Annotated in this window: 19 protein-coding genes; 5 read left to right on the top strand and 14 right to left on the bottom strand. The window is 53.4% G+C overall.

Annotated elements, in window-relative coordinates; translation table 11 throughout:
* Positions 1 to 72: 72 nt before the first annotated feature.
* The 3 genes from GS3922_RS03585 to GS3922_RS03575 all read right to left on the bottom strand — a co-directional run bounded on the left by GS3922_RS03585 (position 73) and on the right by GS3922_RS03575 (position 3537).
* On the bottom strand, positions 73 to 2322 hold the full coding sequence (locus GS3922_RS03585; protein WP_063165216.1) for a DNA internalization-related competence protein ComEC/Rec2: 2250 nt from the start codon (positions 2320 to 2322) through the stop codon (positions 73 to 75).
* Complete coding sequence (locus GS3922_RS03580) at positions 2319 to 2786, bottom strand: ComE operon protein 2 (RefSeq protein ID WP_063167298.1); 468 nt, start codon at positions 2784 to 2786, stop codon at positions 2319 to 2321. Before GS3922_RS03580 ends, GS3922_RS03585 begins: the two co-directional genes overlap by 4 nt.
* Positions 2787 to 2925: 139 nt before the next feature.
* Positions 2926 to 3537, bottom strand: a complete 612-nt coding sequence (locus GS3922_RS03575) for a helix-hairpin-helix domain-containing protein (protein WP_063165215.1) — start codon at positions 3535 to 3537, stop codon at positions 2926 to 2928.
* An 80-nt stretch (positions 3538 to 3617) separates the two neighbouring features.
* Between GS3922_RS03575 and comER the strand changes: the two genes are divergently transcribed.
* On the top strand, positions 3618 to 4439 hold the full coding sequence (gene comER / locus GS3922_RS03570; protein WP_063165214.1) for a late competence protein ComER: 822 nt from the start codon (positions 3618 to 3620) through the stop codon (positions 4437 to 4439).
* Between the two features lie 400 nt (positions 4440 to 4839).
* Here the strand turns inward: comER and GS3922_RS03565 are convergent, their stop codons facing one another.
* The 8 genes from GS3922_RS03565 to GS3922_RS03530 are packed head-to-tail and all read right to left on the bottom strand — an operon-like array spanning position 4840 to position 9888.
* A complete protein-coding gene (locus GS3922_RS03565) occupies positions 4840 to 5583 on the bottom strand; it encodes a class I SAM-dependent DNA methyltransferase (RefSeq protein ID WP_063165213.1) in 744 nt (247 codons plus the stop codon).
* On the bottom strand, positions 5580 to 5936 hold the full coding sequence (gene rsfS, locus GS3922_RS03560; protein WP_063167297.1) for a ribosome silencing factor: 357 nt from the start codon (positions 5934 to 5936) through the stop codon (positions 5580 to 5582). Before rsfS ends, GS3922_RS03565 begins: the two co-directional genes overlap by 4 nt.
* A 5-nt stretch (positions 5937 to 5941) precedes the next feature.
* A complete protein-coding gene (gene yqeK / locus GS3922_RS03555; protein ID WP_063165212.1) occupies positions 5942 to 6511 on the bottom strand; it encodes a bis(5'-nucleosyl)-tetraphosphatase (symmetrical) YqeK in 570 nt (189 codons plus the stop codon).
* Positions 6420 to 7070 carry a nicotinate-nucleotide adenylyltransferase gene (locus GS3922_RS03550; protein ID WP_063165211.1) on the bottom strand — a complete coding sequence of 217 codons (651 nt, stop codon included), beginning with the start codon at positions 7068 to 7070 and terminating at the stop codon, positions 6420 to 6422. Before GS3922_RS03550 ends, yqeK begins: the two co-directional genes overlap by 92 nt.
* Before the next feature lie 41 nt (positions 7071 to 7111).
* Positions 7112 to 7405 (bottom strand): ribosome assembly RNA-binding protein YhbY, encoded by a 294-nt coding sequence (gene yhbY, locus GS3922_RS03545; protein ID WP_063165210.1) that lies wholly within the window; start codon positions 7403 to 7405, stop codon positions 7112 to 7114.
* A gap of 3 nt (positions 7406 to 7408) precedes the next feature.
* A complete protein-coding gene (gene aroE, locus GS3922_RS03540; RefSeq protein WP_063165209.1) occupies positions 7409 to 8239 on the bottom strand; it encodes a shikimate dehydrogenase in 831 nt (276 codons plus the stop codon).
* Positions 8240 to 8260: 21 nt separating this feature from the next.
* Positions 8261 to 9370 (bottom strand): ribosome biogenesis GTPase YqeH, encoded by a 1110-nt coding sequence (gene yqeH, locus GS3922_RS03535; protein WP_063165208.1) that lies wholly within the window; start codon positions 9368 to 9370, stop codon positions 8261 to 8263.
* Between the two features lie 2 nt (positions 9371 to 9372).
* Positions 9373 to 9888 (bottom strand): YqeG family HAD IIIA-type phosphatase, encoded by a 516-nt coding sequence (locus tag GS3922_RS03530; RefSeq protein WP_063165207.1) that lies wholly within the window; start codon positions 9886 to 9888, stop codon positions 9373 to 9375.
* 351 nt (positions 9889 to 10239) lie between these two features.
* On the opposite strand from GS3922_RS03530, the gene GS3922_RS03525 reads away from it, so the two are divergent.
* Positions 10240 to 10380, top strand: a complete 141-nt coding sequence (locus GS3922_RS03525; RefSeq protein ID WP_063165206.1) for a sporulation histidine kinase inhibitor Sda — start codon at positions 10240 to 10242, stop codon at positions 10378 to 10380.
* A gap of 44 nt (positions 10381 to 10424) precedes the next feature.
* Here the strand turns inward: GS3922_RS03525 and GS3922_RS03520 are convergent, their stop codons facing one another.
* A complete protein-coding gene (locus GS3922_RS03520; RefSeq protein WP_063165205.1) occupies positions 10425 to 11204 on the bottom strand; it encodes a phosphatidylserine decarboxylase in 780 nt (259 codons plus the stop codon).
* A gap of 122 nt (positions 11205 to 11326) precedes the next feature.
* Here GS3922_RS03520 and pssA point away from each other — a divergent pair, with 122 nt between their 5' ends.
* From pssA to motB, 3 genes are all read left to right on the top strand, one after another.
* Positions 11327 to 11866 (top strand): CDP-diacylglycerol--serine O-phosphatidyltransferase, encoded by a 540-nt coding sequence (gene pssA / locus GS3922_RS03515; protein ID WP_063165204.1) that lies wholly within the window; start codon positions 11327 to 11329, stop codon positions 11864 to 11866.
* Between the two features lie 173 nt (positions 11867 to 12039).
* Positions 12040 to 12831 (top strand): flagellar motor stator protein MotA, encoded by a 792-nt coding sequence (motA, locus tag GS3922_RS03510; protein WP_063165203.1) that lies wholly within the window; start codon positions 12040 to 12042, stop codon positions 12829 to 12831.
* Complete coding sequence (gene motB, locus GS3922_RS03505) at positions 12824 to 13588, top strand: flagellar motor protein MotB (RefSeq protein ID WP_063165202.1); 765 nt, start codon at positions 12824 to 12826, stop codon at positions 13586 to 13588. The genes motA and motB overlap by 8 nt, the downstream gene beginning before the upstream one ends.
* Positions 13589 to 13778: 190 nt before the next feature.
* On the opposite strand, the gene ytvI is transcribed toward motB, so the two are convergent.
* Both ytvI and sigK read right to left on the bottom strand, forming a co-directional pair.
* Complete coding sequence (ytvI, locus tag GS3922_RS03500) at positions 13779 to 14804, bottom strand: sporulation integral membrane protein YtvI (RefSeq protein ID WP_063165201.1); 1026 nt, start codon at positions 14802 to 14804, stop codon at positions 13779 to 13781.
* Between the two features lie 210 nt (positions 14805 to 15014).
* Complete coding sequence (sigK, locus tag GS3922_RS03490) at positions 15015 to 15728, bottom strand: RNA polymerase sporulation sigma factor SigK (protein ID WP_063165199.1); 714 nt, start codon at positions 15726 to 15728, stop codon at positions 15015 to 15017.
* Positions 15729 to 15796 lie beyond the last annotated feature (68 nt).

The following is a 15796-nucleotide window of genomic DNA, read 5'->3' as shown; positions in this document are numbered from 1 at the left end:
TCCTTTTTTCTTTTTGGCTAATATGCGCTCGTTGGATCGACGAGAAAGGTTCCGTTTTTTATGCACTACATTCTATGGTTTCATCGCTTGAAAGGTTCCGCTTTTTCCATCATAAAAATAACGAATGGCCCCGTTTTCATCTGTCCGCCAAATGAGAACACCTTGTTGTTTCAGCCGTTCCAACACATCCGGAGACGGATGGCCGTAACGGTTGAAGCGGCCGACGGAAATGATGGCCGCCCGCGGTTTCACCGCTTGCAAAAACGGCTCTGTTGTCGATGTTCTGCTGCCATGGTGGGCAACTTTGAGCACATCGGCGCGCAACTGCGGATATATGCCGATGATCGCCCGTTCCGCCTCCTTCTCAATGTCTCCGGCAAACAGCCAATCTAAACCGCCAAGCCGGGCGAACAAGACGAGCGAGCCGTTATTGTCGTCTTGACTGCCCGCCTCCGGGTGAATCACAGCAAACGTTATGCCGCCTTCCTCCCACCGTTCCCCCCGCGATGCAGCGGCAACCGGCACAGAAAACGGGCGCGCCATCGCTTGGATGGCCGGCAGCGCTTTTGGGCTTGTGACGATTCGCTTGACGCGCACCGCTTTTAGCACCTCGGGAGCCGCTCCGATATGGTCGGCGTCATCATGCGTAAGAATGAGCTTGTCGATTGCCCTTACCCCTTGCGCTTTTAAAAACGGCACGACGACATCGCGGCCGACGGAAAACGGCCGCATTCGCCGGCGCCACCGTTCCTCCTTTAGTTCCGGCGTCCCGCCGGTGTCGATAAGGTAGACGGCTTTTCGATAAGGAAGCTCGATGTAAAGGCAGTCGCCTTGGCCGACATCCAACACCGTCACTTCCCCTTTTGGATTAACGTATGGACTCGCAAGCTGAAGCACCATGGCGGCCGCCACCGCCGCCAAGCCGTGAAGCAGCCGGCCGCGCTCCCAAAACAGCCATGCGGCCGCGACCGCAACGGCATAAACGGCTAAGCACCAAGGCTCCGGACGCCCGGGCACAAGCGAAAACGGGTGATCGACAGAGAAAAAACGGACAACGGTGTTCGTGAGCCCGATGAAGCGGCTGAACAACCAAACGAGCGGAGGAAACGGAACAGCGGCAACAAAAACGGCCAACGGCAAAATAAGAAACGAATACAAAGGGACAAACACGACATTGAGGACGACACTCCATACGGAAACTTCATAAAAGTGGTAAAGCAAAATCGGCAGGGCGGCGAGCTGGGCGGCAAGCGCTGTTTGGAAGAGCCGCCCGATCATGGAACGAACAGCGGCGAGCGCCGGAAAATGAACGAGGAGGACAAACGTCACTACAAACGACAATTGAAAGCCAATATCAAACATCATGTACGGATCTAAGACGAAAAGCGCAATCGCCGTCCAACTTAACGCATCGAGCGGGTGAATCGCCCCTTTTTTCCACGCGACAGCAAGCACGATCATACCTGTCACACAAGCGCGCAAAACTGACGGCGAGGCGCCGGCGAGCACCGCGTAAACGGGCAGCGCGGCCATTAAAGCGACGGCGGCTGCCTCACGCGTCACGAAACGGATCGCTATGGCAAACACCGCGCTGACAAGCAAGGTGACATGACCGCCGGAAATCGCCAGCAAATGAATGAGACCAAGTTGTTGATAACCATCAAGCACCTCGTCATCAAGCTGACGGCGCTCGCCATAAATCAGGGCGGCCGCAATGCCGGCCGCTTCCGGCGGAAGATGGGCTTCGATGCGGCGAACGCCCGCTTCGCGAAGCGAAACGAGCCGCTCGATCACGGTCGGACGGGCGCGAAAGCAGGCAGAAAGATCGATCGCCTCGGGGAGAAACAGCCAGTGGATGCGGTGGAAACGCAAATAGCGGCGGTAGTCAAACGCGTACGGATTGCTTGCCGGCTGCGGGCGCTCAAGCGTCCCCGTGACGCGGCAAACCGTTCCGGGCATAAGGTGGGCGTGCAGCGCCGCTTTTTCCGCCGGCGTCCGAATGGTATAGCGAAGCTGCACCCGTTCCCGGCCTACGTTGACCGGCGCCTGCAGCCGGTCGCCGTCGATCGAAGGCGGGGCGGGAAAGCGAAGCAAAACGGTATGGCGGCCGCCGGAAAGGGCCGTTTTGTTATAATGGTCGACGACGAGAACATAGATGAAACAGAACGAGGCCGCGGCCAAGGCGGGAATCAACAGACGCTTCCGGTGAACGTGAAGCAGAAGAAGATAGCCGGAAAGGAGGAAAAAGGCGGGTTTGACCAAAAAGGCAGCCGCTGCGGCTAAAAGCGCCGCCGCGGCGATATAAACGGCTTGTCCTTTCATTGTTCCCCTCCGCCGGAAAGCTGGGCAAACACGTCCATCTTCAACGGCACTTGCACGAGGCGGACACCGGCTTGGGCAAACAGCTCAAGGGCATACGGATGGTTTTTGTAATCTTGCGCATAATACACGGCGCGAATGCCGCTTTGAATGATCGCCTTGCAGCAATGCAAACACGGAAAATGGGTGACATACATCTCCGCCCCTTCTGTCGGGACGCCAAACTTGGCGCATTGCAAAATCGCGTTCATTTCCGCGTGGATCGTCCGCACGCAATGGCCGTCAATGACGTAGCACCCTTCATCAATGCAATGGGCGCCGCCGGCGATCGAGCCGTTATACCCACCGGCGATAATGCGTTTGTCGCGCACGATCGTCGCCCCGACCGCGAGCCTCGTGCACGTGCTGCGCAGCGCCAGCAAATGGCTTTGCGCCATAAAATATTGGTCCCATGTCATTCGTTCCATATCATGTCCCTCCGCTTGTTTCGATAATTTTAGTCTATCGGCCGGCTTGAGCGCCGTCAATGCTGAAAAAAGTTGCCATAACTCCTGCAGCATCCCCGCCCATCAGCGGGCAAACACGCATCCATTTTCCTTGCCCACTTTATGGCACAAGCAAATACGGCTTTAATTTTTCCAATGTTTTTTCCCCGATGCCGCTGACCTTAAGCAAATCTTCAACCCGCTGAAACGGTCCGTGCTCATCGCGGTAGGCGATGATCGCTTTGGCTTTCGTCGGCCCGATGCCGGGAATTTGCATCAGCTCCTCTTCCGTCGCCGTATTGACCGCCACTTGCAGGCCGCTTTCCGTCCCGGCTTCCGGCGCCGCCCCGGCCGTTTCTGGCGCCAGCGCCGCCTCACCTTTTGCCGGCACGTAAATCATCATTTCATCGTGCACCTTGGCCGCCAAGTTGACTCTTGCCGCGTCCGCCTCGTTCGTCAGCCCGCCCGCCCTAGCGATGACATCGCGGACGCGGGCATCGGCCGGCATCTCGTATACTCCCGGTTTGGCGACCGCTCCTTTGACATCAATGACAACGACTTTCGGCTCCTTCCCTTCGTGTTCCTCCGTCTCCGCCGCATCCGTTCCAACCGCCGTCGGCAAGGCGACGGGTGCCCGTTCGGCCGGCGGGCGGCCGAACACCCACAGCCCTGCCGCGGCGACAAAAAGGACAATCAGTCCTGTTTTCCATCGTGTCTTAACCGTTTCCCACATCGCACTCATCCTTTCTAAACGAAGTCATAAAACGGAGAACATCTTCATACATATCGAAAAGAGGGAGGAGGGGACTGCACATGAACATCGGCGTTATCGGCACGGGGAATATGGGAACGATTTTAATCGAAGCGTTGGTAGACTCCGGCGCCGTCAAAGCCGAACAGCTCATCATTACAAACCGCACGCTCGCAAAAGCGTTCAATATACAAAACACCTATCCCGGCATCACGGTTGCCGCCGATCCGCCTGAGACGGTCAAGCAGGCGGACATCGTCTTTTTATGCGTCAAACCGCTTGACATCCACCCACTGCTGCAACAGCTGGCCCCACACTGGACAAGGGAGCATTGCCTTGTGTCAATCACAAGTCCGATCAGCGTCGGACAGCTGGAAGCGGCCGTCCCTTGCCAAGTGGTGCGCGCCATTCCGAGCATCACGAACCGGGCGCTTTCCGGCAGCATCCTCGTCACCTTCGGCTCGCGCTGCTCAGCTGCCCGCCGGCAAACGATCGACGACCTTCTCCGACGCATCGCCACACCGGTCTTGATTGACGACGCCATCACCCGCGTCGCTTCCGACATCGCAAGCTGCGGCCCAGCGTTTTTCAGCTATTTGCTGCAGCGCTTTATCGATGCGGCGGCAGCGAAGACCGCCATCACGAAAGACCAGGCGACCATGCTGGCAGCCGACATGATCATCGGCCTCGGGGAATTGCTGAAACGGGATTTGTATACGCTTCAAACTTTGCAGGAAAAAGTATGCGTCAAAGGCGGCATTACGGGCGAAGGCATTGCCGTTCTCGAGCAAAAAATGGACGGCGTATTTGAGGAAGTGCTAAGGAAAACACATGAGAAGTTTCGAGAAGATGTGGAGAAGGTGAGGCAACAGTTTTCGTCATAAAAACTTATTCGACAGCAAACGGCAACTTCCTTCTTTGTCCGGCGAAAAATCACCCTTGGCTTTCCCGCTTGGGACTAGCGGACATTTGTCACTTAGTTTGTTCGCGACGTGACCGTTTACTGTTTTTCGCGTTGCCCCAGCCTTTTGGCTGGGGCAACTCCATCGGCTTGCTTTTGTAAATAGCCTTGAAAAAGAGGATAGAACCTCCCTAGGTCATGCAAAAGGCCACATAAATAAGCCACTCTTTTCCCTTGAAACGACCAATATCTTCATCATCCTTTGAGAGTGGGTAAACGAACACTCCCTCTTCCTTTGTTCTTCGAATAAGCTGGCAACAGCGCAAGCAGCTGCACGTTTTCCCGGCTGCTCTCTGCGGGCAGACCAATGGCCCTCTCTCCGCTCACCGCTTCCGCGCAGCAAAAAACAACCGCTCCGCCGTCTCGGTCGGCGGGGCATCGGTGAAATCGGCGGTCACTTCAAGCACCTCAAAGCCGGCATCAGCCAGCCACTGCTCGTAAACGGCGCGCTCGAACGTGCGCTGTTCGTGCCATTCGTCGAAACGTTCGTACCGATTGCCGCGACGGACGAAAAATGTCAGTTCATGCCCGACGCTGTGCGGCCAATCGAGCAGATGGCACGTCCATATGTAGCTGATGTCCTCCCCTTGGTCCGCAAACACGGCATCGCGGAACAAAACGTCCATTTTATAAACGGAATGGACGTCAAACAAAAGCAGCCCGCCGGCGCCAAGAGCGCGGGAAACGGCGGCGAAGGTGTTTTGGACGTCCTCCTCATCCGTCAAATAATTGAGGGCATCGCAAAAAATAAAGGCGCCGTCAAGATCGAAAAACCCGTCGAGTTCGGCCATGTTTTGTTCAAAAAACGGCACATGAACGCCGGCTTCCTCCGCTTTCTCCTGAGCGATGGCAAGCATATGCTCGGACAAGTCAACGCCGGATACTTGCCATCCGGCCTTGGCGAGGCGGATGGCAAGCTCCCCTGTCCCGCAGCCGATGTCGATTACCTGTCGGCCAGGCCGTTGGGCATATCGGTTAAAGGCTCGTTCCACAAACGACCGCCACTTGTCATACGGCGCCTCGGCCATCAGCGCGTCATACCAATCGGCAAAGCGGGCATAGGTCATGGCTGCAACACGGCCGCGACGTCTTCCGCCGGGGCGTCCCCCCAAAGCCGCTCGAGGTTGTAATACTCACGCTCCTCTTTGGCAAACACGTGAGCGACGATGTCACCCAAATCGACAAGCACCCATTTCGCCTCTTGGAATCCTTCGATCCGTTTCACTGGTAAGCCGTGTTCTGCCGCTTGGTCTTGGATTTCGCGGGCGATCGCCTGCACTTGCTTGTCTGAGTTGCCATGGCAAATGACAAAATAATCGGCGACGAGTGAAATGCCTTTCATGTTCAAGACGACGATATTTTCCGCTTTTTTTTCATCCGCCGCGCGGACGACAAGCTGCAATGCTTCTTGTTCAGTCACCGACTTCATTCCCCCTTCACTTCGCGCACGAGTGAATTGTACGCATGAATCGTATCCGGATAAATGAGCTGGCGCTTCTCTAGCAAAAAGGCGATCGTGTTTTTCACCGCCTGCAAAAGCGCCCGGTTGAGATCTTCTTCCGCCAGGCGCCGCACGTCATCAACGCCGGGGAAGCGCCGCCCTGGCTCGATGTAATCGGCCAAATAAATGATTTTCTCCAGCAGCGTCATGCCAGCGCGGCCAGACGTATGGTAACGGATGGCATCGAGCACGTCCGGATCGTCAATGCCGGCTTCCGTTTGCACTAGGTAGGCGCCGACGGGCGCATGCCACAATTCGCTGTTGTACGCGAGCAAATCGTTGGGCATATTTTGTGCTAAAATGAGTTGTTTCATTTCTTCGACCGGGCGGAATTTCGCATAGTCATGAAAAATGGCCGCCAATTCCGCTTTTTTCACGTCAGCCCCGTACCGTTTCGCCAGCTTAACGGCCGTCTCGACAACGCCAAGCGTATGCTCGTAGCGATGCTCCGTCAGCTGCTCTTTCACAATCTGCAACGCTTGTTCTCGCTCCATATAACCCCTTCTCCTCAATATAAAGTCTGACGTCTTCCGGCACTAAATAGCGGATCGTTTGTCCGCTTTTCACCCGCTCGCGAATGAGCGACGACGATACGGCAAACTGCGGCGCTTCCACCTCGATGACCGGATATGGCGTTTTCATCGAAAACCCTGGACGCTTGACCCCGACAAACGTCACGAGCTCGATCAGCTCTTCAATGCGATGCCAATTTGGCAAGTATTCGACCATATCAGCGCCGATGATAAAGTAAAATTCGTCGTCCGGATGCACCGCCGTAAGCTGTCGGATCGTGTCGTACGTGTAGGAAGGCCCTTCCCGTTCGAGTTCGATCGTCTCAATATGAAAGCGTGGATGGCCGGCCACCGCCAGCTCGAGCATGCGCAGCCGGTCCTCGCTTCTTGTCACCTGCTCGTGCTGCTTATGGGGAGGAATGCGGTTTGGCAGAAACCAAATTTGTGACAACCGAAGGGCGTCAAGCACTTCATTGGCCATTATTAAATGGCCGTAATGCGGCGGATCAAACGTGCCGCCGAAAATCCCGATTTTTCCCATCTTCCTTCCCCCCCCGCCGTCTGCCTTGGCCGCACTGCTTCTCAGTCAGGCAAAACGATTTGTTTATGTTCTTTCGACTCCTTATATAAGACGATCGTATTGCCGATCACTTGCACGAGCTCGGCCCCCGTCCCTTCGGCAAGCTGTTCGGCGACAATGTGGCGGTCCTCTTCACAGTTTTGCAAGACGCTCACCTTCAGCAGTTCACGCGCTTCGAGCGCCGCCGCGATTTGTTCGGTCATCGCCTCCGTCACGCCGCCTTTGCCGACTTGAAAAATCGGCTTTAAATGGTGGGCTTGCGCCCGCAAAAACCGTTTTTGTTTTCCCGTTAACATATGTTACCTCCTCAACTGATCGATGACAAGCTGTTTCATCCGGTTGACATCCGGCCATTGACCGGTCCATTTTTCAAAGGCGAGCGCCCCTTGGTACACGAGCATGCCGACGCCGTTTTGCCCGCGGGCGCCGCGTGCTTTCGCTTCCTTCAGCCATTTTGTTTCGAACGGATTGTAAATAATATCGGACACGACCGTTCCCGGCCGCAGCCGTTCAAGGGAAAGCGGCTGTTCGTTGACACGCGGATGCATGCCGGCCGAAGTCGTGTTGATAATAATATCATATTCGGCCAGCCGTTTCTCGGCCTCGGCAAGCGGGAAAAAGGCCGAGCGGCCATCCTCCCCTTCACGGACGAGCCGCGCCGCTTTTTCGGTCGTCCGGTTGGTGATATCAATGCGCGCGGCCGCGGTCGAAAGCAGCGAAAAATAAATGCCGCGCGCCCCGCCGCCGGCGCCGATCAGCAAAATCCGCTTGCCGTCAAGATGGACATCCATTTCCTCCTCGAGCGCCTTAACGTAGCCAGGTCCGTCCGTATTGTAGCCGACGAGCCGTCCGTTGTCATTGACGATCGTGTTGACCGCTCCGATGCGGCGCGCGTGTTCATCCACTTCATCCAAAAATGGAATGACCGCCATTTTATGCGGAATCGTCACATTCACCCCGGCGATGCCGAGCGCCCGCACGCCGGCGATCGCTTCGCCGACTTGCTCCGGTTTGACGGAAAACAAATGGTAGCGCGCCGAAATGCCGAAATAGGCGAACGCGTCGTTATGCATGAGCGGCGACAGCGAGTGCTCGACCGGAAAGCCAAGCAAACCGTATACGTTTTCCATCTTTCTCCCCTCCCGTACTCGTTAAATCAACGACTGGCGAATAAACACATCGACCCCTTTCGGGGCGTGAACAACGAGCTGAGCGCCCGGGTCGTTGCACGTCACCCAGCCGAGCCCGGAAAAGACGATATCCGTTTTTCGCTCCTTGACCGACAACGTGCGCGGCACAAGCGGCGGAAACTCATCCGCGTAGCGTTTGCTTGGCGGGGCGAGCAAGTTGCCGAGTTGGTTGGCATAAAGCGAATCCGCTTTTTCCCGCTTTGTCCGGTGAATCGTTAAGTCGTTGGCGACGTAACAGACAAACGGGCGGCGCCCGCCTTTGACGTAATCAAGGCGGGCCAAGCCGCCGAAAAAGAGCGTTTGCCCTTCATTGAGCTGATACACGCGCGGATGGATTTCCCGCTTCGGCGTAATGATTTTTAAATCGCGCGCATCGACGAAATGCGCCATTTGGTGATGGTTGATAATACCCGGCGTGTCATACAGCGACGCTCCGCCCTCAAGCGGAATTTCGATCATATCAAGTGTCGTCCCCGGGAAATACGATGTTGTAATGACATTCCCTTTGCCGGTCGCCTCTTCAATGATCCGATTAATGAACGTCGACTTGCCAACGTTCGTGCAGCCGACGACATAGACGTCCCCGTCTTCGCGATAGCGGTCGATCGCCTCGATGACGCCCGCCATGCCAATCCCTTTCGCCGCACTGGCGAGACGAACATCAATCGGCCGCAGCCCGAGCTCCTCCGCCATGCGGCGCATCCATTGCAACAGCTTCGGATAGTTCACCGACCTCGGCAGCAAATCAGCCTTATTGCCGACAAGCAAAATCGGATTGTCCGCCGCAAACCGCGGCAAACCGGGAATCCAGCTGCCGTTGAAATCGAAAATATCGACGATGTAAACAACAAGCGCCTTCGATTCCCCGATGCGGTGCAGCATCTGCAAAAAATCGTGATCATCAAGCGGCACATCTTGCACTTCGTTATAATGTTTTAGGCGAAAGCAACGTTGGCAAATGATTTCTTCCGCCTCTTTTTCAAGCACGCTTTTCGGCGCATACCCCGCCTTTTTTGGGTCTTCAACTTGGATGGCCGCCCCGCAGCCGATGCAACGCAGTTGTGGCTCCACATTCATTCCTCCCAGTAAATCATCCCTTTTTTCCGCATGGCATGTAAAATTTTCCGCTCTATTTTCCGGTTAAAGCGTGTCCATAACCCGTCCGTCTGAGCGATTGGGACGACTAAAATCGTATTTAATCCGAGGCGGTTGCCGCCGAGCACATCAGTCAGCAACTGGTCGCCGATGACGACGACCTCCTCCTTTTTCAGCCCCATCATCGCCAACGCCTGCAAAAACGCGCGCGTCAGCGGTTTGCGCGCTTCAAAAATGAACGGGATGCCGAGCGGTTCGGCAAACGACTGCACGCGTCGTTTATTATTATTCGATACGATGACGACCTTAATGCCCGCCTGCTTGATCGCCTCAAACCAGGCTGCCAGTTCCGGGGTCGCGCCTGGCCTGTCCCACTCGACGAGCGTATTGTCAAGATCGGTGATGATCCCTCTCACCCCTTTTTCCTTCAGCTCATCCGGTGTAATGTCAATGACGCGCTTTGCAAACTGGCTTGGTAAAAAATAATGAAGCATGTCAATCACCTGCCTTTGTCATCTGCTTTTCCCATCATAGCGGATTTGGCTGTTCGTTTCAAAACAAAGTTTGGCAGCCGTCCTTCTCTAAAACGGCATGACAAAAAGTTTTCGACAAATTTCGCAACCCCCCCGGTTTGTGGATAACTGTTACCCACATCGTACACAAACGAATGACGATGCTTCCACTATTTTATAAACACGTTTTCCACATGTTATCCACTGCTTTCTGTGGATAATAGAGCGGTTGTTCTATTTTGCAAATCATGGTACAGTGAAAGTAACCTACCATTATATGTATGGAATATTCGCTATATTCCATCTCCCATCGGAAAAGGAGGGCGTTCGCCGATGAAACATTTGTCTGATGAGCTGTTGATCGAATCGTACTTTAAGGCGAAAGAACTCAATTTAAGCCCGGAATTCATCGAACTGATCGAAAAGGAAATCCTGCGTCGGTCATTGGCCCATAAAATCAAATTGTCATCATAAACGAAGGCCTTCGGGCTTTTTTTGTTTCGCCAAAACGTCCGCGCCTAGCGCCAATAGCCGAGCCGCTCGCCAACTTTAATCGGCATCGGCGCGGCAATGCGCGGGTCGGGCGTAAAGCTTCCCCGTTCAAACAGGAGCACGACAGTCGAGCCGAATGAAAAATACGCCATTTCCTCCCCCTTCACCAACCGATCCCCCTTATGGGTCAGTTCAATGCTGTTGACAAACATGGCGCCGACCTTGACGATGGCCATGCGCTTGCCGCCAGCCGTGACCTCTGTGATGAGGCGATAGTTTTTTTCAAGCGGCCGCCGCCCGTATTTTAAGCCGAGGCGGTTGACAGGGTATGATTTGCGGCCGAGCGTCCACTGTTTTTCGATCACGCCAGATATTGGGCTATGGATGCGGTGATAATGGCTCGGGCTCAAATACAGAATAAAAAAGAACCCGTTCACATACGGTTGCGCAGCCTCGGCACTGCCAAGCATTTCCGCAATCGAATACGGTTTCCCTTTGACCATTATTTCACTCGTTTCTTGGATCGTTCCCATTTCCTCAATGACCGCATCGACCGGACTGACGACCGCATGCTCATCAGCATCGACCGGTCTAGTCCCGGCTTTGAGCCGGCGAACGAACAACTGCTGCAACGTTTTATAATTTTTTAGGCTTTTTTCCATTTCTTCTTGGTTAATATGATAAATTTTCGCATACGATGGTATCAACGGCGCGCTGAGGCGCGATCTGGCAAACGAAGCGAGCAGCTTCGAGGAAAGCGAGTGATTGGTCAACTCAATAAACAAACGGTACAGCCATTTTCGCAAGCATGTTCCCTCCAGTTATGTAGCATCGCCGGTTGTTACTACCTTCCATATTACCGCCAAAATGAGTATAATGGTAGTAGAATTTTCTTTTGGCGTTTTCTGTTGGAAAAGGAGTGGGGAGAGTGTTCTTATCGGATTATTTAGATTATACGTTAAAAAAGTTAAAAGCCAACATGGCCAACATTTTAACGATGACGAACTTATCGCTCGGCGGCTTTTCCGTCTTGACTACGCTGAACGGGCAGCTTCACATGAGCGTGCTTCTCATTTTTTTAGCAGCGTTTGTCGATCGCTTTGACGGCGCCGTCGCCCGGAAGCTGAACATCGAATCCGAGCTCGGCAAACAGCTTGACTCGATGAGCGACATTGTTTCCTTTGGCGTCGCGCCCGCCCTGTTACTGTACGAAGCCTTGTTCCGTGAATTCGGTGCGCCAGGAGCGGTGTTCACCATTTTGTATATCGCCTGCGGCGCCTTTCGCCTCGCCCGCTTTAACATCACGGAGAACAACGGCTATTTTGCCGGGCTGCCGATTACAGCAGCCGGGGTGCTGATGACGTTAGGCTATTTGGCCATTCCGTACCTTCCGCCGCAATCGTTTATGTTTTTAGCGCTGATCTTATCGTTTTTAATGGTCGGAACGTTTAAACTGAAAAAAATATGACCATCGCTGGGGCTGTCCCTTTCCAATGGCATATGGATCGGGCGGCTTTTTTATGTCCGAAGTCACACCTTTTTCCCTTTTCAACCTTCTCTATTCAGTATATGATAAATATGGTTTCTTCATAAAACAAAAGCAACATAGATCGTTTTCACTGAAAGAGCGGGGGGATCAATTTGGATAAAACATCAGTCGTCGGCGTCATCTTGGGCGTGATCGCTGTTGGACTCGGCATGTACTTTAAAGGCGTATCGCCGTCTGTGCTAATCAATCCGGCCGCCCTTTTAATTATTCTCGTCGGGACAGCCGCAGCGGTCACGATCGCCTTTCCGACGCAAGAAATTAAAAAAGTGCCGAAGCTGTTAAAAATCATTTTTACCAAACCGGCGACCCCGACGGTCGAGCAGCTCATTCCGCTGTTCGTCGACTGGGCGAACGTCGCCCGCCGCGAAGGACTGCTGGCGCTTGAAGCGAAGCTGGACGACATCAACGATCCGTTTTTGCGCAACGGGCTCAGCATGGCGATCGACGGGCAGACGCAAGAGTTCATTCGCGATGTGATGACAGAAGAGATCGCGGCCATGGAAGAGCGGCACGAAGCGAACGCCGCCATTTTTACGCAAGCCGGCACATATGCGCCGACACTCGGGGTGCTCGGCGCTGTCATCGGCTTGATCGCCGCGCTTGGAAACATGGAAAATATCGCTGAGCTCGGCCAGGCGATCAGCGCCGCATTCGTCGCTACAATGCTCGGGATTTTCACCGGCTACGTGCTTTGGCATCCGTTCGCCAACAAGTTGCGGCGGAAATCGAAAGAAGAAGCGAAAGTGCGCTACATCATGATTGAAGGGGTGCTGTCCATTTTGGAAGGACAAGCCCCGCGCATGATCGAGCAGAAACTTGCTTCGTATTTGCCGGAAAGCGAGCGGCGCCACGTGCTGACACAAGGGGAAACGGTCAATGGGTAAGAAAAAAAAGAACGAACACGACGAGCATATAAATGAATCATGGCTTATTCCGTACGCGGATTTACTGACGCTCTTGCTTGCTTTGTTCATCGTCTTGTTTGCAAGCAGCCAAATTGACCAAAAAAAGTTTCAGGAAATCGCGCGCGCCTTCAGTAACGCTTTTGCCGGCGGAACGGGTGTTCTCGAATTTCAAAGCCCGGTGGAGCCAATCACCCCGCCAGCCCAAGATGAAGAAGGGCGGCAACAAGAAAAGCAGCCTTCCCCAGCCGTGAGTGAGCAGGAAAAAGAAGGGCTGGCGCAAGTAAAAGAAAAGATCGACGTCTACATTCGAGAAAACAAGCTCGGTGGAAAACTGCAAACATCGTTGACTGACGAAGGGCTCGCCATCACCATTTTAGACGACATTTTATTCGACTCCGGCAGCGCCGAAGTGCACATGAAAGACCGGCGTCTTGCGGCGGAAATCTCCACTTTGCTCGTCATGAACCCGCCGCGCAATATCATCATCAGCGGCCATACGGACAACGTGCCGATCCATAATGAGAAATTTGCTTCCAACTGGGAGCTGAGCGTCATGCGCGCCGTCAATTTCATGAAAGTGCTGCTTGAAAACAAGCAACTCGATCCGCGCTATTTCAGCGCCAAAGGGTATGGCGAATACAAGCCGATCGCCTCCAACGCCACCGCTGCCGGGCGGATGAAAAACCGGCGTGTCGAAATTTTAATTTTGCCGCGCACCGAGCTCAACCATCCATAACTGCCCGCCAGGAAAAGACCGCCATCCATCAAGGCGGTCTTTTCACCTTCCGCCGGCCGCACCTTATCCGTTGCCGTCCATTGTATCCTTGTGTTCCCTTTTATTCACAAAAATGGATATAGAAACGGCAAAACCAGCCTCCCTTGCCCTCATCCTTCCGAATAAACCAAGCCGGCGGAAGCCGGCTTGGTTATAGCTTGATCGTCCATTTCATGACCCCTGCTTTGACGAGCGTCTCAACTAAAATAACAACAACCGGGCCGACGAACAGCCCGATGAAGCCGAGCAGCTGAAAGCCGAGGTAGACGCTGACGAGCGCCGCAAGCGGGGAAATGCCTAGATTGGTCGAAAACACTTTCGGCTCGATGATCCGGCGCACGACAGTAATGACGACAAACAGAACGATCAGCCCGATGCCGAGTGTGTTATCACCGCTAGCAATGCTGATGATGCCCCACGGAACGAGCACCGAACCGGTCCCTAAAATCGGCAAAATGTCGACGACGACGATGATGAATGCCATTAAAGCAGCATAGTCAACGCCCAATATTAACAGGCCGGCCAGCGCAAGGAAAAACGTAACTAAACTGAATAAAAACTGAGCTTTAATAAAGCCAACTCCCGCCTTGCTCAACTGTGTGACGACCATTGAAAGCCGTTGATGAGTACGCTCTGACAAATAACGTTTGATTCCTTGTTTCAACTGTGGCAAATCGAGACAAATAAGAAAAAGGGCGACTAAATAAACTAAAAAGTGAATAAAAAACGCCGGGATCGCAGCAATATAATGGACGAGCGACTGCGTCAAATTCGTCGCAAACGACAGCAACATTTGTTGCACCGTATTGACGCCGCGCTCCAATGAATCAATGATTTCTTGCGGAATTGAGCTGGAATATGACTGCCACGTTTGGATGAGGTGGTCGAGCACTTTTGTTGTTTCGCTTAGCACGTAAGGGAGCTTTTGCGAGAGCGCCATTACTTGCTGAACGAGAATGACGATTAAAAAGTAAAGCGAAAACCCGACGATCACTAAAAATAACGAAAAAATGACCGTCACGGCATGCGCACGCTTCAACTGATAACTCTCTTGCAAGCGGCGAATAGACGGCTCTAACAAAAGGGCGGTGGCAAGCGCCAATAGAAGCGGCACGCTGTACGGCAAAAGCCACAACCCTAAAGCGAGTAAAAGCGCGATGATGATCCAACGTTTCACATTCGTCCCTCATTTAATCGAAATTTGGCGAAATGATGTTCCATTATAAATATAGCTGACAGTACGCGGGCCGGCAACTATTTTATAAAGAAACCGGAAAAAGCGGCTTTTGATCCGGCCGCTTTTTCCAATTAGGCGCTTTGCCGCAACTCCGCCATATAAACAAAAGAAAACAGGCCGCCGATCAGGCGCCTGCCTCATTCCCGAGTTTTATGACCGTCGTTTTTCTTTTTCCTGCCGGTAAAACTCATGAAACATTTTCATTAATGCCCGTTTTTCGATGCGCGAGACGTAGCTTCTTGAAATGCCGAGCTCTTTGGCGATTTCGCGCTGCGTTTTCTCTCGCTGGCGGCCGAGACCAAACCGGTTGACGATCACTTCTTTTTCCCGCTCATCAAGCACGCTAATATATTTTTTTACTTGCTCGAGCTCCATGTTCAGCTGGATTTCATCGACGATATCTTGCCCTTCTGATTTTAAAATATCAAGCAGGCTAATTTCATTTCCTTCTTTGTCTTGACCGATCGGTTCATGAAGGGAAACGTCTTTGCGCGTTTTTTTCAATGAGCGCAAGTGCATCAGGATCTCATTTTCAATACAGCGGGCTGCGTATGTCGCGAGTTTCGTCCCCTTGCCAGATGAATAGCTTTCAATCGCCTTAATCAAACCGATCGTCCCAATCGAAATCAAATCTTCGACTTCTTCCCCTGTATTTTCAAACTTTTTCACAATATGAGCGACGAGGCGCAAATTATGTTCGATGAGCCGGTTGCGGGCCTGCTCATCGCCTTTGGCCATCAGTTCCAAATATTTTTCCTCTTCTTTCGGGCTTAACGGCTGGGGAAACGCATTGTTTTTAATGTACGAGACGAGAAACGTCATCTCTTTCAACAAAAACGCAAACGCCGAAAAAATGCCGGACATGCTCTCACCCCCGCCTGCTGTCATCGGCGGAAACCGCCTACCGTTATGTATATGCAGGGGGGGCCGTT

Source organism: Geobacillus subterraneus (genome assembly GCF_001618685.1).
Taxonomy (GTDB): Bacteria; Bacillota; Bacilli; order Bacillales; family Anoxybacillaceae; genus Geobacillus; species Geobacillus subterraneus.
This window is presented reverse-complemented; position numbering and strand designations above follow the sequence as displayed.